At 69.5% G+C, this 17,581-nt stretch carries 14 protein-coding genes and 1 pseudogene; 14 read left to right on the top strand and 1 reads right to left on the bottom strand.

Annotated elements, in window-relative coordinates; translation table 11 throughout:
• Positions 1–77: 77 nt before the first annotated feature.
• Positions 78–1,721, top strand: coding sequence for a hypothetical protein (locus QE360_RS01260; protein WP_309698688.1), 1,644 nt, complete (start codon positions 78–80; stop codon positions 1,719–1,721).
• A 110-nt stretch (positions 1,722–1,831) separates the two neighbouring features.
• On the top strand, positions 1,832–4,660 hold the full coding sequence (locus tag QE360_RS01255) for a TonB-dependent receptor domain-containing protein (protein WP_309698686.1): 2,829 nt from the start codon (positions 1,832–1,834) through the stop codon (positions 4,658–4,660).
• A gap of 232 nt (positions 4,661–4,892) precedes the next feature.
• Here the strand turns inward: QE360_RS01255 and QE360_RS01250 are convergent, their stop codons facing one another.
• Complete coding sequence (locus QE360_RS01250; RefSeq protein ID WP_309698684.1) at positions 4,893–5,564, bottom strand: 2OG-Fe(II) oxygenase; 672 nt, start codon at positions 5,562–5,564, stop codon at positions 4,893–4,895.
• A gap of 106 nt (positions 5,565–5,670) precedes the next feature.
• Between QE360_RS01250 and QE360_RS01245 the strand changes: the two genes are divergently transcribed.
• The 12 genes and pseudogenes from QE360_RS01245 to QE360_RS01190 all read left to right on the top strand — a co-directional run bounded on the left by QE360_RS01245 (position 5,671) and on the right by QE360_RS01190 (position 17,508).
• A complete protein-coding gene (locus QE360_RS01245; RefSeq protein ID WP_309698683.1) occupies positions 5,671–6,501 on the top strand; it encodes a type II secretion system protein N in 831 nt (276 codons plus the stop codon).
• A complete protein-coding gene (gspD, locus tag QE360_RS01240) occupies positions 6,498–8,720 on the top strand; it encodes a type II secretion system secretin GspD (RefSeq protein ID WP_309698681.1) in 2,223 nt (740 codons plus the stop codon). Before QE360_RS01245 ends, gspD begins: the two co-directional genes overlap by 4 nt.
• A 28-nt stretch (positions 8,721–8,748) precedes the next feature.
• Positions 8,749–10,318: pseudogene (gene gspE, locus QE360_RS01235) on the top strand (type II secretion system ATPase GspE).
• A 417-nt stretch (positions 10,319–10,735) separates the two neighbouring features.
• Positions 10,736–11,959, top strand: coding sequence for a type II secretion system inner membrane protein GspF (gene gspF, locus QE360_RS01230; RefSeq protein WP_309693568.1), 1,224 nt, complete (start codon positions 10,736–10,738; stop codon positions 11,957–11,959).
• Positions 11,960–11,976: 17 nt separating this feature from the next.
• Entirely contained in the window at positions 11,977–12,432 is a 456-nt protein-coding gene (gene gspG / locus QE360_RS01225) for a type II secretion system major pseudopilin GspG (RefSeq protein WP_307103881.1), read from the top strand.
• Positions 12,433–12,545: 113 nt separating this feature from the next.
• On the top strand, positions 12,546–13,049 hold the full coding sequence (locus QE360_RS01220) for a GspH/FimT family pseudopilin (protein ID WP_309698679.1): 504 nt from the start codon (positions 12,546–12,548) through the stop codon (positions 13,047–13,049).
• Positions 13,050–13,122: 73 nt separating this feature from the next.
• The gene (gene gspI / locus QE360_RS01215; protein WP_405052659.1) at positions 13,123–13,578 is read left to right on the top strand and encodes a type II secretion system minor pseudopilin GspI; all 456 of its coding nucleotides are present in this window, start codon (positions 13,123–13,125) and stop codon (positions 13,576–13,578) included.
• Positions 13,542–14,255 carry a type II secretion system minor pseudopilin GspJ gene (gene gspJ, locus QE360_RS01210; RefSeq protein WP_309698675.1) on the top strand — a complete coding sequence of 238 codons (714 nt, stop codon included), beginning with the start codon at positions 13,542–13,544 and terminating at the stop codon, positions 14,253–14,255. Before gspI ends, gspJ begins: the two co-directional genes overlap by 37 nt.
• On the top strand, positions 14,248–15,237 hold the full coding sequence (gene gspK / locus QE360_RS01205; protein WP_309698673.1) for a type II secretion system minor pseudopilin GspK: 990 nt from the start codon (positions 14,248–14,250) through the stop codon (positions 15,235–15,237). Before gspJ ends, gspK begins: the two co-directional genes overlap by 8 nt.
• Complete coding sequence (gene gspL / locus QE360_RS01200) at positions 15,237–16,319, top strand: type II secretion system protein GspL (protein WP_309698669.1); 1,083 nt, start codon at positions 15,237–15,239, stop codon at positions 16,317–16,319. Before gspK ends, gspL begins: the two co-directional genes overlap by 1 nt.
• Positions 16,316–16,786 (top strand): type II secretion system protein GspM, encoded by a 471-nt coding sequence (gene gspM, locus QE360_RS01195; RefSeq protein ID WP_309698667.1) that lies wholly within the window; start codon positions 16,316–16,318, stop codon positions 16,784–16,786. Before gspL ends, gspM begins: the two co-directional genes overlap by 4 nt.
• On the top strand, positions 16,786–17,508 hold the full coding sequence (locus QE360_RS01190; protein ID WP_309698665.1) for a type II secretion system protein N: 723 nt from the start codon (positions 16,786–16,788) through the stop codon (positions 17,506–17,508). The genes gspM and QE360_RS01190 overlap by 1 nt, the downstream gene beginning before the upstream one ends.
• The last annotated feature ends 73 nt before the right edge of the window (positions 17,509–17,581 follow it).

The raw sequence follows: 17,581 nt of genomic DNA, 5'->3' as shown, positions 1-17,581 counted from the left end.
GGGGGACGTGTCCCGGATCGGTCGGCGGGCGGCTCTTCGCCCGATAGAGCAATGACAAGATCGGGAGTGTTTCGGCGATGGCGAGCATCAAGCGGTTCGGCCTTCTTCTCATGACGAGCGCGGCCTGCGCCGCGCTGGCCGCGTGCGGCGGCGCGGACAGCGTGGCGTCGCCGGGTGCGGGCAGCGTGGTGATCGTGCAGCCCACCCCGACGCCGAGCGCCTCGCCGACCCCGACGCCCACCGCCAACATCACCGCCGCGCAGTTCGCCGCCGTGACGGCGGTCAACGGCGTCTCGGTCACCGCCGACGAACAGCTTGCGATCGTCAATGCGGGCAGCAACAACAACGTCAACGGCACCGGGGCCACGCTGAACGGCATCTATCCCGCCAGCAGCACCTCGCTGACCACCGCCGCCGATCCGTCGATCATCAACGGCTTCTTCACCTCGACCAACTATGTCGGCGCGCTCAACGGCCCGTCCGACACCGCCTTCCAGGGCTGGACCTGCAACTCGACCTCGGCGGAGTTCGGCGGTTCGGGCGCGCGGTGTACGGCGGTGCCGTCGATCGGCACCTATGCCGCCGCCACCTCGGTCTGCCCGACCGGCACGATCGATGACGGCACCAACAGTTCGTCCTCGCCCAGCCTGCGCTTCTGCCGCCTGCCGCAGACCATTTCCGCCGACCTGTCGCTGCCCAAGATCGCGGGCGTCGTCTATCGCCTGCGTGGCCAGACCGAGGTCGGCAGCGACCTGGGTTCCACCGGTGGTTCGGGCGTCACGCTGACCATCGCGCCCGGCGTGGTGATCGCGGCGGACTCGACCGAGGCGACCAACGACCTGCTGCTGGTCAATCGCGGCTCGAAGATTTCGGCGGTCGGCACCCGCGACGCGCCGATCATCTTCACCTCGCAGCAGAATCTGGTCAGCAACGGCGTGTCCGACGCGTCTCAGGGCCAGTGGGGCGGCATCATCCTGCTCGGCCGCGCGCCGACCGCGGTCTGCGTGTCGGGCACCGGCCCGAACAACGCCGCCGGTTCGTCGACCACCTGCCAGCTGGCGATCGAGGGCGTGACCGGCCGCTTCTATGGCGGCGCGAACCAGGCCGACTCGTCGGGCCAGATGTCCTATGTCCAGATCCGCTATTCGGGCATCGCCATTTCGGACGGCAACGAGCTTCAGGGGCTGACGCTGGGCGGCACCGGCTCGGGCACGGTTCTGGACCATATCCAGAGCCACAATTCGGCCGATGACGGCATCGAGATCTTCGGCGGCACGTCGAACCTGAAATATATCGCGATCACCGGCGCGGACGATGACGGCTTCGACATCGACAATGGCTATCGCGGCTTCATGCAGTTCCTGATCGCGGCGCAGCGCACGATCGGCGCGACCGCCGACAGCTTCTCGACCGAGATCGACTCGAACAATGCCGAGGAGCTGCTGCCGCGCACCTTCGGCCGCTATGCCAACTTCACCTTCCTCCAGACCGCGCTCGCGCCCGCCGCGATCCGTCTGCGCGGCGGGGCCGACATGACCTTCATCAACGGTATCGTGAAGTCGACCAATTCCGGCGTCGCCTGCGTCAACATCGTGGCCGGTGCGGGTTCGGACCGCACGACGATCCGCGCCGCCGGTGTCGGCCCGACCGACAATGGCGGCCCGCAGGAAGCCGGTCCGCCCGTCTTCACCTCGGTCTATTTCAGCTGCAACGGCCGCTAAGGCCCCGCTGACCATGCGCCCAGGGCTCGACCGGGCGCTCTCGGCAAGCCGGGGTGGCGGATCATCGCCGCCCCGGCTTTCCTCCATATATCTGATCGGATGACCCGGCCATGCAGCGACGCCTCGCTTATGCCTCCCTCCTTCTGCTGACGTCCCAGCTCGTCGCGCCCGCCCTGCTCGCGCAGACGGTGGGGGCGCCCGCGCCGACCAGCACCACCGCGACCAGCCCCGACGGGCAGGCGACCCCGCAGAGCCAGACCCCGACCGGGCAGGACGGCCAGTCGGCGGACGAGCCGGTCGAGATCTCGGCCCCCGGCGTCGACGCCTCGGCCAGCAACGAGATCGTCGTCGTCGGCCGCAACATCCCCAACACGATCCGCGCCACGCCGCAGATCGTCTCGGTCCTGTCCGCCGCCGATATTGCGCGCACGGGCGAGGGCGACATTGCGGGCGCGCTGACCCGCGTCACCGGCCTGTCGGTCGTGGGCGGCGGCTTCGTCTATGTCCGGGGTCTCGGCGACCGCTATTCCTCGTCGCTGCTCAACGGATCGCCGCTGCCCAGCCCCGAGCCGCTGCGCCGCTCGGTCCCGCTCGACATCTTCCCGACCACCATCGTCGGTTCGGCGCTGGTCCAGAAGACCTATTCGGTCAATTATCCGGGCGAGTTCGGCGGCGGCGTCATCAACCTGACGACCAAGGCGATCCCGGCGAAGAACTTCATTTCGGGCGGGTTCACGGTCGCGGCCGACGATGTGACCACCAGCGAGCTGGGCTATACCTATGCGGGCGGCAAGGCCGACTGGCTGGGCTATGACGACGGGACGCGCGCCGTGCCGCAGTTCGTCCGCGACGTCCAGGCGGGGCGCGGATCGGGCATCGTGCCCGCCGCGCAGGTGGCGCAGCTCTCCAACGCCTCGACCACGCTGCTCCAGCGCAACAACCATCTGCCCGCCAATCTGTCGGGGGAGATTTCGGCGGGGTCGGTGTTCGACATCGGCAGCGACCGGCTGGGCGTGATCTCGTCGCTCAGCCTGTCCAACACCTTCCGCACCCGCTCGGCGATCCAGCAGGATTCGGTGTCGACCGACGGCACGATCCGCAACGATTTCCGCACGCTGCTCACCGACAACCGCATCGTCGCCAATGCACTGGTCGGCCTGGGTTACGAGTTCGGCGACAACACGGTGCGCTGGACCAACGTCTATATCCACGACACGCTGAAACAGGGGCGCGGCTCGGCGGCGGAGGTCTATAACAATGCCAGCGGGCTTCGCTTCCAGCAGAACACCAACTGGTTCGAGCGCCAGCTGATTGAAAGCCAGCTGGTCGGCGAGTTCAAGCTGACCGACGCGCTGAAATTCGACGCGCGCGGCGCCTTCGCCAATTCCAAGCGCAATGCGCCCTATGAGCGCCAGTTCGACTATCTCTGCTCGAACCGCACCACCACGGGCCTGCCGATCAGCTATGACGGCGGCAATGGCGCGGGCGGGTTTCAGTGCAACGGCGCTTATCAGGTGACGCAGCGCTTCACCCCCTTCGCCTCGATCATCTTCTCGGAACTCAACGAGAATCTGTGGACCGGCCAGGCCGATCTTTCCTACAGGATCGACGGCGAACGGCCGATCACGCTGAGCAGCGGCTATTTCTACCAGGGCACGGACCGCTATTCGAGCCGTATCCAGTTCAACTACCAGACCAGCGACGGCGCGGGGACCGCACCGGGTTTCCCGTATAATCTCTATCGCCCCGACTATCTGCTGAGCCCCGACGTCATCAACAATGCCTGTCCGCTGCGCGGGCAGGGGGCATGTACGCTCCAGCTGGGTTCGCCGCAGCAGCTGGGCGCCTATGCCTATGATGCCAGGCTCGATGTCCATGCCGGATACGTCCAGGCCGAGGCCGAAGTGGCCGACGGGCTGCGCGCGGTGGCGGGTGTCCGCTACGAGACGGCGGTCGAGACGGTGACGCCGGTGCAGAGTGCTACGACGCGGCTGAAGAACGACTATTTCCTCCCCGCTGGCACGCTGACCTGGAATTTCGCGCCCGACATGCAGCTGCGCGCGAGCGGCGCCAAGACCATCTCGCGCCCGCAATTCCGCGAGCTGGCGCCGCAGCAGTTCCGCGACCCGGATTCGGACCGCCTGTTCTTCGGCAACCCGAACCTGCGCGACAGCGAGCTGTGGAATCTCGAGGCGCGCTACGAATGGTTCTATGCGCGCGACCAGCGTTTCACGGTCGCGGGCTTCTACAAGCGGATCAAGAACCCGATCGAGCAGGTCGGCTTCTATACCGGTGCGGACGATCGGTTGCAGACGGGCTTCACCTATCTGCCCTCGGCCAATCTGTATGGCGGCGAGTTCGAGTTGCAGAAATATGTGCCGCTCGCCGGGCTCGGCGGCGACTTCTTCGCCACCCGCCGCCTCGTCGCGATCGCCAACTATACTTATACCAAGTCGAAGATCCGCGCGGATGCGACCTGCGTGCCCAACCCGGCGGCGGCGCAAGGATCGCCGGGGCTGGCGGGCTGCGCCTCGGGCTTCGGTCCGGCGCGGTTGCTGTTCCGCGACGGTGCGTCGCTGACCGGCCAGTCGGACCATCTGGTCAACCTGCAACTCGGCATGGAGGACACCGCCGCGCTGTCGCAGGTCACGCTGCTGTTCAACTATGCCAGCAACCGCGTGACCAATCGCGGGCCGTCCAACCTGTCGGGCGACGGTTTCCAGCCCGACATCATCGAGGTGCCGGGCATCCGCCTCGACCTCGTGGCGCGGCAGGGCTTTGAGCTGGCGGGCGGCAAGTTCGAGCTGAAGGCCGAGGCCCGCAACCTGACCCGCACGCGCTATAACGAGCGGCAGGATTTCGGGAATGGCCGGTTCGTCTATCTGAACCGCTATAATCTGGGCCGGATCTTCTCGCTGGGGATCAGCACGACCTTCTGATCCCGGCATGTGGCCGTCGTCCGGAGCGATCCGGGCGGCGGCCTTTTTCGTTTGGGGAGAGGGTGGGGCGTGGGCTTCGACTTCGCTCAGCCTGAACGGATGTTAGGCCAAAAACGAAGCCCCCCCCTCCGTTCAGCCTGAGCGTAGTCGAAGGCCAAGGGATACCGTTTGCCAAGCCGCAACCGCTTCAACTTGCCCTTCGACTTCGCCCAAGGCGAACGGAGGTCCGTCTCTACCCCCGCCACGGCAACTCCCGATACCATTTGGTGATGACATATTTCACCCCCGCGCGCACCTTCATCGCCTGATGCAGCGTGGCCGGATTGGGTGAGCCGTCCGCGCGGCGGTTGCTCCACGCGACCAGCTTGCCGGGTTCGGGCTGGATCATCTTGTCCACCGCCTTGAACCGGGTCGCGCCGCCGGCCTCGGGCGTGTTCAGGTACAGCATCACCGTCCAGGTCCGGTTGCCCGACAGCGCACAATAGCGGTGATAGTCGAGGCCCGACGGCTCGAAATAATCGGTATGCTGCTTGAACTCCTGCCCGACGGCATAGCGCTGGCCCTGGATCGGTTCGCCGAATGCGGCCGACAGCCCGGTCAGTATCGCGATGCGGCGTTCGGTCTCGATCACCGCCGGATCGTCGCCGGGCAGGTCGCCCGTCTCGCTGGTCCGATAGCTGGCGTCGCCATTGGCGTCGGCGATGGTCGAGGGACGGCGCACCTCGTCGATTCGCGCCATCAGCGCCTGGCAGAGTTCGAGCGGCAGGACGTCGCGCTTCACGAAGAGCGTCAGCTTGGGGCTTGGCAGCCGCTGCACCCCCGGCGTGGCGGCCAGTCGGGCGATAATCGGTGTCGGATCAAGGCCGTTGCCCAGTTCTGGCGGGTCGGTCGGGATAGGGTTCATCGCAATGTCCATGTGAAACCCATATGACGAACATGTTTCGGGGCTTTGACGCAAACATGTAACATGCCATGCCTAGTGCCCGGAAAAGCGGATGGGGTCTGATTTCATGCGGTTGAGGCTCGACGCGCGCGGGCGCCGATGGTTGCGGCGGCTGCCGGTCGTGAATGTCTACTCGGTGGCCGAACTGGCGCTGATGGCGGTCCTCGCCGTTCAGGGCGCGCGGCTGCTATGGGTGCTCGTGACGCCGGTCTCGCCGCTGGGCGAGTGGCGCCCGGTCGCGCCCAGCGTCCTCGGATCGACCGCCGCGATCCTCGACGGCTTCGACCCCTTCTTCCGCCTGCAAGGACAGCAGGCCGCGCCCTCGGCGGTGACCAGCCTGCAACTCACCCTGTTCGGCACGCGCATCGACGAGGCGTCGGGGCGCGGCTCGGCGATCGTGGCGGGGCCTGACGGCGTCCAGCGCCCGGTCTCGGTCGGCGAGGAGATCCAGCCGGGCGTGACGCTGAAGTCGGTGGCGTTCGATCACATCACCATCGATCGCGGCGGCGCGACCGAGGACCTGTATCTCGACCAGTCGGACGCGCCCCCCGCCGCGCCCGGCGCGCCGGTGCCCGGCATCGCCGCTCCCCCGGCCGCCGGGCAGGGCGGCATCGCCATCGCGCAGCTGCGCAGCGATATCGGCTTCATCCCCCGGCTCGACGGCGGGCGCGTCTCCGGTCTCGTCGTCCGGCCGATGGGCGCGGGCACGGCGTTCCGCGCGGCGGGGCTGCGCGAGGGCGATATCGTCACCGCGCTCGGCGGCCGCCCCGTGACCGGCCCCGGCGACCTTGACCGCCTGGCGAGCGATTTCGCACAGGGCGGCTCTCTTTCCATCACGGTCGAGCGGGGCGATCAGACGCTGCCGCTCTCCCTCCAGATTGCGGCACCACGGCCATGAAGAAGCTCGTCCTCGGTTCGGTTCTGGCGCTCGCCCTGGCGGCGGGGGGGCAGGCGCAGACCACGCTCAACGTCCGCGACGCCGATATTCGCGCCTTCATCGCCGATGCGGCCAAGGTGACGGGGCGGACCTTCATCATCGACAGCCGGGTGAACGGCAAGGTGACGGTGGTGACCGACCGGCCGCTGTCCAAGTCCGAATATTTCGAGATATTCCTGTCGACGCTGCGCTCCAACGGGCTGGTCGCGGTGCCCAGCGCGGGCGGGGCGTTCCGGGTGCAGCCGATCGACAATGCCGCGTCTCAGCCCAGCCGGATCGGATCGTCGGGCGCGAACCGCAATTCCTATGTCACCGAGATCATCCGCCTGCGCGCGATCGACGCGCCGAGCGCGCTGGAGACGGTGCGCCCGCTGGTCAGCGCGCAAGGATCGGTGACCGCCAACCGCGCGGGCAACAGCCTGGTCGTGGTCGACTTCGCCGACAATATCCGCCGCATCCGCGAGGTGGTCCGCCGGATCGACGCCGACAATGCCTCGACCCGCGTCATCGCGCTGCGGAATGCGGGCGCGCGCGAGATCGCGACCGCGCTCCAGACGCTGGCGGGCAATGGCGGCGGCGGGCAGGGCGGCGCCCCGGCGCAAGGATCGACCGGCGTGTCGGTGGTGGCGATCGACAGCTCGAACGCGGTCGCGCTGCGCGGCGATCCGTCGAGCGTGGCGCGCTTCGCCCAGATCGCGCTGGACCTGGACAACAAGGCCAAGAGCGGCACCGAGATCCGCGTCGTCTTCCTGCAAAATGCCGATGCCGAGCAGCTTCTGCCCGTGCTCCAGCAGCTGGTCGGCCAGACGCCCGATCCGGTGCAGGAAACCACCCTGTCGCGCGGCAGCTTCACCCAGACCAACAGCCAGTCGGGATCGGCGGCGGGCACCGCCATCGCGCAGCGCGTCCAGCCGGTCGCCCAGCCCCAGGCGGCGAGCGCGCCCGGCGCGGGCGGCCAGACCGGCCAGCAACCCGCGATCAGCACGCAGGGCGGCCGCACTGCGGCGGTCGTCACCCGCTTCGTCGGCGCCAACGCCATCGTGATCGCCGGGCCCGCCGATATCCAGCGCCAGATCGGCGAGGTGATCCGCCAGCTGGACGTGCGCCGCGAACAGGTGCTGATCGAGGCGATCATCGCCGAGGTCTCCGACCAGACCGCACGGCGGCTGGGCGCGCAGTTCCTGCTGGGCAGCCTGACCGGCGGCGCGTTCGCCGCGTCGACCTATGGCAACACCGCGCCCAACATCCTCCAGATCGCAGGCGCGGTCGGGGCGAACACGATCGGCGGCACCACGACCACGGTGGTCGCACCCGACGGCACGCGGACCACGACCAACGTTCCCAACCAGGCCTATAGCCAGCTGACCCAGTCGGCGGTGCAGTCGATCCTGGGTACCACCGGCGGCTTTGCCGGCTGGGGCGGGAAGGTCGGCAACACCGTATTCGGCGCGATCATCAATGCGGTGAAGAGCGACACCACCTCCAACCTGTTGCAGGTGCCGCACATCATCACGCTGGACAATCAACAGGCGCACAGCCTGGTCGGGCAGGAGATTCCGGTCACGACCGGCCAGGCGCTGTCCAATGATTTCAACAACACCTTCCGCACCGTGCAGCGGCAGAATGTCGGCATCCAGCTGGACGTGAAGCCGCAGGTCAATGCGGGCGGCTCGCTGAAACTCTATGTCCGCCTGGAGGTCAGCTCGATCGCGGGGCCGGTGTCGAGCAACAACAGCGAACTGATCCTCAACAAGCGCGCGTTCGAGAATGTGTTCACCCCCGATGACGGCCAGATCACGGTCATCGGCGGGCTGCTCGACGACAATGAGCGGCGGACGATCGAGAAGATCCCGTTCCTGGGCGACATTCCGGGCCTGGGCGCGCTGTTCCGGTCCAAGGCGCGCAGCCGGTCCAAGACCAATTTGATGGTCTTCATCCGCCCCACCATCCTGCGCACCCCCGAGGACAGCCGCCGCGTCACCGAACAGCGTTACGGCTATCTGCGCCAGCTCCAGGGCTATGCCCAGCCCGGCGTCGAGCCGTCGATCGACGAGCTGGTCCGCGACTACATGAACGCCGCGCCGCCGATCCCGCACGCGCCGATGCCCGGCAATATCGAGGACCCGCGCATCGCGGTCCCCGTCGCCAAGCCGGTCGAACCGATCAAGCGCCGTGACTGACACGCCGGAATCCCTCCCCACGGGTGATATGGTCCCTCTGCCACTGGGCACGCCCCTCGCGCAGGCGGGAGGGGATGGGGGAGGGCCACCCGCTCTCCCGCTCCCCGCGCCCGACGAAGCGCTGGAGCTGGTCGCGCCGCTGACCATCCCCTACGCCTTCGCGCGCAAGTTCGGCACGGTGGTCCAGAGCGCCGATCCGCCTGACCGTCGCGTTGCGCGAAGGCGCGGACCCGCGCGCGCTGATCGAGCTGCGCCGCCATATCGGCCGCCCCTTCGCCATCGCCCGCGTCGAGGGGCCCGCCTTCGACCGGCTGCTGTCCGATGCCTATGCGATGGACGGACAGGCGACCGCGATCGCGGCTGTCGGCATGGGCGACGAGCTGGACATGCTGGCTGACGGGATTCCCACCGCCGAGGACCTGCTCGACACCGCCGACGACGCGCCTGCCATCCGGCTGATCAACGGCATCATCGCCGATGCCGCGCGCAACGGCGTGTCGGACATCCATATCGAGCCCTATGAGACCGGCCTGGTCGTCCGGATGCGGATCGACGGCGTGCTGCGCGAGACGCTGCGCATGCCGCCGCATGTCGCCCCGGTCGTGGTCAGCCGCATCAAGGTCATGGCGCGGCTCGACATCGCCGAACGCCGCGTGCCGCAGGACGGGCGCATGGCGCTGACGCTGGGCGGCAAGCTGCTCGACGTGCGCGTCTCGACCCTGCCCAGCCGTGCGGGCGAGCGGGTGGTGCTGCGTATCCTCGACAAGGAGAATGCCGGGATCGACCTCGATGCGCTGGGGATGAACCCGGCCATGTATGCGCTGCTGCGCGAGGCGCTAAGCGAGCCCAACGGCATCATCCTGGTCACCGGCCCCACGGGTTCGGGCAAGACGACCAGCCTTTACGCCGCGCTGCGCCTGCTGAACGATGGCAGCCGCAACATCCTGACCGTCGAGGACCCGGTCGAATATGCGGTGGAAGGGGTGGGGCAGACCCAGGTCAACGCCAAGGTCGGACTGACCTTCGCGGCGGGCTTGCGCGCGATCCTGCGCCAGGACCCCGATGTGGTGATGGTCGGCGAAATCCGCGACCGCGAAACCGCCGAGATCGCGGTGCAGGCGTCGCTGACCGGGCATCTGGTGCTGTCGACCGTCCACACCAACGATGCGGTCGGCGCGATCACCCGGATGCGCGACATGAAGGTCGAGCCCTTCCTGCTCGCCTCGACGCTGCGCGCCGTCATCGCGCAGCGGCTGGTGCGGCGGCTCTGCCCCGCCTGCAAGCGCCCGGTCGCGGCCCGGGACACGGTCGCGCCGCTGCTCGGCATCGACCCGCAGGCGACGGTGTACGAAGCGGTCGGCTGTCCCCAGTGCAACGGCAGCGGCTATAAGGGCCGGACCGGCGTCTATGAGGCGGTGCGGGTCGACGACACCATCCGGCGGCTGATCAACGAAGGCGGCGACGAACAGGCGATCGCCGCGCACGCCTTCGCCCGGCAACAGCCGCTGGCCAGCGCCGCGCGGACGCTGGTGCTGGACGGCGTGACGACGGCGGAGGAAGCCATCCGCGTGTCCCGCCGCGATTCCGACGCGGGGTGAGGGGGATGTGCGCTCGCTCCACCTACCGCTCCACCCCGGCGAAGGCCGGAGTCCAGTTGCCGTGCGTCGTGCATTTGCGTTCACGCGGAGACGCGGAGACGCGGAGAGGAAAGCTGTGTTCACGCGAAGGCGCGAAGCCGCGAAGAAGAAAGGTGTGTTCGCGCAGAGGCGCAGAGGACGCAGAGATGCCGTCCTCGCCGCGCCAGCGGCCCTCCTGCTTTGGCTGCTTGAAAAAGCTGTGCGCTGCCGCGCACGATTTGTCTCTGCGTCCTCTGCGCCTCTGCGCGAACCAATCTTCTCTTCGCGGCTTCGCGCCTTCGCGTGAGATAGGATTTCCATCCGAAACCCCGCGCCTGCACCGGCATCGCGACTGGACCCCGGCCTTCGCCGGGGTGGTGCATGGAGTAAGGCGCTGACATGGCCGGGTTCGACTATGTCGCCATCGACACCAAGGGCGCCGAGAAGCGCGGTTTCATTCCCGCCGAGACCGCCGACGCCGCGCGTGCCGCGCTGGAGAAACAGCGGCTCTATGTCGTCTCGGTCAAGCCGGGCAGCGGCGACACCGCCGAGCGCCGCCCGCTGTTCGGGCTGAAGCTCGGCCGCGCGCGTATGTCGGTCAAGCAGCTGACGCTGTTCACCCGCCAGTTGGCCACGCTCAACCGCGTCTCGCCGCTGGAGGAGTCCTTGCGCACCATCACCCGCCAGACCGAGCAGGAGCGGGTGCGCGCCATCGTCGCGACGGTGCATCAGGGCGTGACCGAGGGGCGTCGCCTGGCCGATGCGATGGCGCGCGAGCCCAAGAGTTTCCCCCCGCTCTACCGCGCGATGGTCGCGGCGGGGGAGAGTTCGGGCACCTTGCCGACGATCCTGGAGCGGCTCGCGGCCCTTCTGGAGCGGCAGGCGGAGATTCGGGGCAAGCTGATCACCGCGCTCGCCTATCCGACGATCCTGGCGGTGGTGGCGATGGGCGTCGTCACCGCGCTGATGATGTTCGTCGTGCCGCAGGTGGTCGAGCAGTTCGACACGGTCGGGCAGGAACTGCCCTTCCTGACCCGCATGGTGATCGGCGTGTCGGACCTGCTGGTCGGCTGGTGGTGGCTGATGGCGGGCGTCGCGGTGCTGGGCGGCGTCGCATTCTGGCGCGCGTTGAAGGTGCCGTCGATCCGGCTGTCCTTCGACAGCTGGCTGCTCAGGCTGCCGCTGCTCGGCCGGTTGCTGCGCGACCTGCACGCCGCGCGGATGGCGCGCACATTGGGGACGATGGTCGCCAGCCGCCTGCCGCTGCTCGAAGGGCTGACCCTGACGGCGGGCACGATCCACAACCGGCGGCTGCGGGTCGCGTCCGACGCGATCGTCGATGCGATCCGGGGCGGCGGGAGTCTCTCGGCGGCGATGCGGCGGGCGGGGGTGTTTCCGCCGCTGCTGACCTATCTGGCCGCCAGCGGCGAGGCGGCGGGGCGGCTGGACGAGATGCTGGAGCGCGCCGCCGACTATCTGGAGCGCGAGTTCGACCGCTTCACCGCCACCGCGCTCTCGTTGCTCGAACCCGCGATCATCGTCGTGATGGGCGGCGTGGTCGCGACGATCGTGTTATCCATCCTGCTGCCGATCCTCCAGCTCAACACGCTGGCGGGACAATGAGTCGAGAGGACAAGTCGATGCGTAACCCCACCCAACGGCCGACCCGCCGCAAGCGCCGCGAGGACGGCTTTACCCTTGTCGAGCTGATGGTCGTCATCGTCATCATCGGCCTGCTGGCGACGATCGTGGCGCTGAACGTGCTGCCCTCGGGCGACACCGCGCGGGTGCAGAAGGCCAAGGCCGACATCGCCCAGATCGAGGGCGGGCTGGAGATGTACAAGCTCCAGAACCTGACCTTCCCGACGACCGCGCAGGGCTTGCAGGCGCTAGTGTCGATGCCCGCCGGTCTCGCCGATCCGTCGCGCTATCAGAAGGGCGGCTATCTGAAGAAGCTGCCCGACGATCCCTGGGGCCGCCCCTATCTCTACGCCGCGCCCGGCCAGCATGGCGAGGCGGATGTCTGGACGTACGGCGCCGACGGCAAGGAAGGCGGCGAGGGGATCAACGCGGATATCGGCAACTGGGATAAGTGATGACGCGGCCCCGCCTGGATGCCGGGGACGGCGGCGGGTGGGGCCTGCCTGGGCGGCGTTCGGCCCGTGCGCTTCGACTTCGCTCAGCGCGAACGGACGGTGGGACAGGCTCGGTGCTGACCAAGCCGCCGTTCAGCCTGAGCGAAGTCGAAGGCCATGCCGAAACATCGCCGCAGGTACCAAACGGCTTCACCCTGGTCGAACTGATGATCGTCATCACCGTCATCGGCCTGGCCTCCGCCATCGCGGTCTGGTCGCTTCCCGACCGGCGCGGCCGCCTGACCGACGAGGCGTTGCGTTTCGCCGCGCGCGTCCGCGCCGCGCATGACGTGGCGGTGGTCGAGGCGTCGCCGGTCAGCATTTGGGTCACGCGCGGCGGCTATGGCTTTGACCGGCGCGCGGACGGCGCGTGGAGCCCGATGACCGTCAAGCCGCTGCGCGTCGCGCAATGGGAGGACGGGACACAGGCCGCGATCCCCGACAGCAGCGGGCGGGTGCGGATCACCTTCGACGTGACGGGCTTGGCCGACCGTCCGGTCGAATTGCGCCTGACCCGCGACCGGGCCAGCAGCATCGTGCGGATCGGTGCGGACGGCACGGTGCGGGTCGATGGGTGAGATGGCCCCAATTCCTCCCCTGCAAGGGGAGGTGCCACGGCGCAGCCGTGACGGAGGGGTGTCGCCGCTCGCGATTCACTTCCTCGCTGGCGGTTACACCCCTCCGTCAGGCCTTCGGCCTGCCACCTCCCCTTGCAGGGGAGGAGGAGAAGGCGGCTTCACCCTGATCGAGATCATGGTCGCGCTGGCGGTGTTCAGCCTGGCGGCGATGGCGATCGTCCGGCTGGAGAGTGCGACGATCCGGGGGGCCTCGATCCTCGACGAGACGCTGGTCGCGCAGATGGTCGCGCGCAACATCGCGATCGCCGCCGTCACCGATCCCCAGGCACCTGCGCTCGGCCGGACGTCGGGGGCGGAGGTGAATGGCGGGCGTAGCTGGAAATGGACGCGGATCGTCAGCGGGACGGGCGATGTGCGCGTGGTGCGGATCGATGTCGCGGTGACCAATGGCGCGGGAAGCGTCGTGGGCCGGATGACGATGGTCCGCCCGCCATGGCCCGCGCCGCCGGTCGGGGTGGTGACGTCGTGATGGTCGTCTCGGCCGACCCCGTCGAAGGCCGGAATGGAGGGGAAACCAACGGCTTCACCCTGGTCGAGGTCATGGTGGCGCTGCTCATCTTCTCGATGCTGGCCGCCGCCGCCGTGGCGATCCTGTCGCTGAGCGTGCGGACCCAGGCGGTCACGGGGCAGAAACTGGACGCGATGGCGGCGGTCAGCCGGACGACCGCGATCCTGTCCGCCGACCTGGCCCAGGCGGTGGACCGACCGACCCGCGACGAGGGCGCGGTGCTGACCCCCGCGATGGTCGCCGGGCCCGATGCGATGCGGCTGGTCCGCGCCGGGTGGAGCAACCTGGACGGTGCGCAGCGCCCGTCCTTGCAGAAGGTCGCTTACCGCCTGAACGGCGATGTGCTGGAGCGGGTGGCGTGGCCGCTGCTCGACGGGGCCGCGCCGATGGAGCCCGCCGCGCTGATGGACCATGTCCGCGAACTGCACCTGCGCTATCGCTTCAACGGCGCATGGCTCGACCAGTGGCAGGGGCAGCCCGGCATCGCCCTGCCGCAGGCGGCCGAGGTGACGATCGTGCGCGACGACGGCCTGATCTTTCGCCAGCTGTTCCTGGTCGGCACCGGCTTTATCGGCGACGCCGCGGCGGCTCCGGCGCCCACCCCCACACCGACGCCTGCACCGACGCCCAATGGCTAGGCGTCCGCCCCCCTCCGGCGAGCGCGGCGCGGCGTTGCTCACCGTGCTGATCCTGGTCGCGGTGATCGCGGTGATGGCCGCGACCGCGCTGGAGAAGCTGCGGCTGTCGACCCGGCTGGGCGGCAATGCGGTCGCGATCGAGCAGGCGCGCGGCTTTGCCTATGCGGCGGAGGCGCTGGCGATCATCCGCATCGGCGATCTGCTCCAGCGGTCGCAGGGGCGGGTGTCGTTGCTCGGCGGGTGGAGCGACCGGCCCTTCGCGCTGCCGCTGGGCGATGTCGCGGGCGGGGCGATCGCGACCGCGCGGGTCACCGATGGCGGGAACTGCTTCAACCTCAACGGCCTGGCACAGCGGGCGCCCGGCCAGCCCGGCATGCTGATCGGCAATGCCGTCGAGACGGCGCATTTCGCCAAGCTGATGCGGCTGATCGGCGTGCCGGGGCAGGTGGCCGAACAGGTCGCGGCCGCCACCGCCGCCTGGATCGACAGCGACCAGAACCCGCAAGGCGGCGGGGCGGAGGATGCGCTCTATCTGAGCCGCGATCCGCCTTACCGGACCGGCGGCACGCTGATGGCCGATGTCAGCGAGATGCGGATGGTCAACGGCGTCACGCCCGAACTCTATGCCCGGCTGCGGCCCTGGCTGTGCACGCTGCCCGATGCCAGCCCGACCATGGTTAACATCAACACGCTCGCCCCCGAACAGGCGCCGCTGGTGGCGATGGCGCAGGTCGATACGATTTCGCCCGGTGCCGTCGCCCAGGCCCTTTTGCGCCGCCCGCCGCAAGGCTATGCGGACGCGAGCGCCTTTTGGGCGCAGGTGCCGGGGGCGACGGGCGCGGGGGGCGTGGCGGTGACGACCCGCTGGTTCGCCCTGCGCATCGACGTGACGCTGGGCGGCGTGGCGGTGCAGGAGCGCGCGCTGGTCGATGCCAGGCGGGTGCCGCCGCAACTGGTGGCGCGGATATGGGGGGAAGAGTGATGAGTGCGACCAACCTCCTGTTCCTGCCGCCGGGCGAGGGCGGCGACTATCGCTGGATGCGGATCGAGGATGCGCGCGTCGCGGCGGCGGGCGAGGGCTTGCCGCAAGGCGATGGCGAGGTGATCGCGGTCGCGCCCGCCGATGCGGTGTCGCTCCACTGGGCCGAGATCCCCGCCCGATCGACCGCGCAGGCCGCCGCCGCCGCACGGCTGCTGGCCGCGGAGGTCAGCGCCGCGCCGATGGACGAGCTGCATGTCGCGGTGGGCGAGGATGACGCGGGCAGCCGGGCCATCGGCATCGTCAATCGTGGCGCGATGGCGGGTTGGCTCAACCGGCTGGCGGGGATGGGCGTCGATCCGGTGGCGGTGGTGCCCGCGCCGCTCCTGCTGCCGCGCCCCGACCAGGGCTATGTGCGGGGCAGCCTTGCCGGGCAGGGGGTGGTGCGCGGACGCGCCTCGGGCTTTGCCGACGAGCCCGGCTTTACCGAGATCGTGACGGGCGACGATCCGCTGGCCGATCTGGATGCCGATGCGCTGGCGGACACGCTGGGCGCGGCGGCGGCGGCGCCCGCGCTCGACCTGCGGCAGGGGCCGTTCGCGCGGCGGCGGTCCTTCGCGATCGACTGGCGGCTGGTGCGGCGGCTCGGCTGGCTCGGGCTGGCGATCGTCGCGGTGACGCTGGCGATCGATCTGGTGCGCTGGACCAAATACAGCTTCGCCGCCGACGCGACCGAGGCCAGGATCGAGCAGGTCGCGCGCACCGCATTGCCGCGCGGGGAAACGCTGGTCGATGCCGATCGCCAATTGGCGGAGCGGCTGTCGGCGGTGCGCGGGCCGGGCCAGGGGTTCAGCCGGACGGCGGCGGCGGTCTTCTCGGCGGTGCGCAGCGTGCCCGGCTCCGAGCTGACCGCGATGGATTTCCAGCCGAGCGGCGACATAAGGCTGGGCGTGGCGGTCGACCGCGAGGCGCTGGCCACCGACCTGAAGCGCGCGATCGAGGCGCAGGGCTTCACCGTCCAGGCGAGCACCTTCGTCGCGGCGGGCGGGCGGATCACGGGAGAATTCACGGTGCGCGGACGATGACCTCGCTCAAGCTCTGGTTCGACGGCCGCTCGACCCGCGAAAAGCGGTTGCTGCTGGTCATGGCCGCGCTGATGGTCGTCACGCTCCTTTGGGGCGGCATCCTGCGTCCGCTGGGCGACGGCCTGTCGAGCGCGCGCGAGCGCCATGCCGATGCGGTGATCCGGCTGGGCGAGGCGCAGGCCATCGCCGACGAACTGCGCCAGCGCCGCCGCCGCCCCGCCTTGTCGGGGACGCTGGCCGACACCATCCGCCTGTCGGCCGAGCAGGCGGGCTTCACCCTGTCCGGCCTGACCGAGGACGGCCCCGGCCGGGTGCGCGCGCAGATCGCCTCGGCACGCGCCGCCGCGCTGACCCCCTGGCTGGCGCGGCTGGAGCGCGGCGGGGTGCTGGTCGAACAGGCGACGCTGACCGACAATGGCGACCGGACGCTGGGCGTCGCGCTCGTCCTGCGGGCGCGGGTGTCGTGATGCGGTTGCGGCTCGCCACCCGTCCGCCGGTGCTGTTCGCCGCGATGCTGGTCGTGGCGCTGATCGTCTTCCTGCCGATGCGGCTGGCGCTGGGGGCTACGGGGCTGGCCGATCAGGGGCTGAGCGCGCGGCGGGTCGGCGGGACGATCTGGGGCGGCAGCATGCTGGAGGCGCGGTTCGGCGACGTGGCGCTGGGCGACCTGCGCGTGTCGCTGTCGCCGCTGGCGCTGCTGGTCGGACGGGCGAAGCTGGCGTTCGAGGGGGCGGGGGCCGATGGGCGTCCGGTCCTGGGTGCCGCGACGATCAGCCGCCATGCGATGGGGATTGACGGCGTGACCGCCAGCCTGCCCGCCGCCCCGCTGTTCGCGCCGCTGCCCGTCACGACGCTGGCGCTGGAGGATGTGACGGTGCGGTTCCGCGACGGGGTGTGCGAGGAAGCGGGCGGGCGGGTGCGAGCGACGGTCGCGGGCGAGGCGGGCGGCCTGCCGCTGCCGCCGGTGATGACGGGCAATGCCCGGTGCGAGGCGGGGGCGCTGCTGCTGCCGATGACGGGGCAGGGGGGAAGCGAGGCGGTGAACCTGCGCATCCATCCCGATGGTCGCTATACCGCCGACCTGGTCCTGACGCCGGGCGATCCGGCGGCGGCGGCGCGGCTGGAGCAGCTGGGCTTCGTCGCCGGATCGGGCGGCGGATACCGGCTTTCCGCGCAGGGGCGTTTTTAAAGGAGAGGTAATTTTTGACGGGGACGGTTTTGGGCGCTTGACGAGACCGGGTGATCCCGTTTAGGGGCGCAAG

The sequence above is a fragment of the Sphingomonas sp. SORGH_AS_0789 genome (assembly GCF_031453055.1).
Lineage (GTDB): Bacteria > Pseudomonadota > Alphaproteobacteria > Sphingomonadales > Sphingomonadaceae > Sphingomonas.
Note: the sequence above shows the minus strand (reverse complement) of the source record. Positions and strands in the feature narration are given on the sequence as shown.

Coding starts and splice junctions, on each gene's coding strand:
- QE360_RS01260 (WP_309698688.1), top strand. CDS start 78: ATGGCGAGCATCAAGCGGTTCGGCCTTCTTCTCATGACGAGCGCGGCC.
- QE360_RS01255 (WP_309698686.1), top strand. CDS start 1,832: ATGCAGCGACGCCTCGCTTATGCCTCCCTCCTTCTGCTGACGTCCCAG.
- QE360_RS01250 (WP_309698684.1), bottom strand. CDS start 5,564: ATGAACCCTATCCCGACCGACCCGCCAGAACTGGGCAACGGCCTTGAT.
- QE360_RS01245 (WP_309698683.1), top strand. CDS start 5,671: ATGCGGTTGAGGCTCGACGCGCGCGGGCGCCGATGGTTGCGGCGGCTG.
- gspD (WP_309698681.1), top strand. CDS start 6,498: ATGAAGAAGCTCGTCCTCGGTTCGGTTCTGGCGCTCGCCCTGGCGGCG.
- gspF (WP_309693568.1), top strand. CDS start 10,736: ATGGCCGGGTTCGACTATGTCGCCATCGACACCAAGGGCGCCGAGAAG.
- gspG (WP_307103881.1), top strand. CDS start 11,977: ATGCGTAACCCCACCCAACGGCCGACCCGCCGCAAGCGCCGCGAGGAC.
- gspJ (WP_309698675.1), top strand. CDS start 13,542: ATGGCCCGCGCCGCCGGTCGGGGTGGTGACGTCGTGATGGTCGTCTCG.
- gspK (WP_309698673.1), top strand. CDS start 14,248: ATGGCTAGGCGTCCGCCCCCCTCCGGCGAGCGCGGCGCGGCGTTGCTC.
- gspL (WP_309698669.1), top strand. CDS start 15,237: ATGAGTGCGACCAACCTCCTGTTCCTGCCGCCGGGCGAGGGCGGCGAC.
- gspM (WP_309698667.1), top strand. CDS start 16,316: ATGACCTCGCTCAAGCTCTGGTTCGACGGCCGCTCGACCCGCGAAAAG.
- QE360_RS01190 (WP_309698665.1), top strand. CDS start 16,786: ATGCGGTTGCGGCTCGCCACCCGTCCGCCGGTGCTGTTCGCCGCGATG.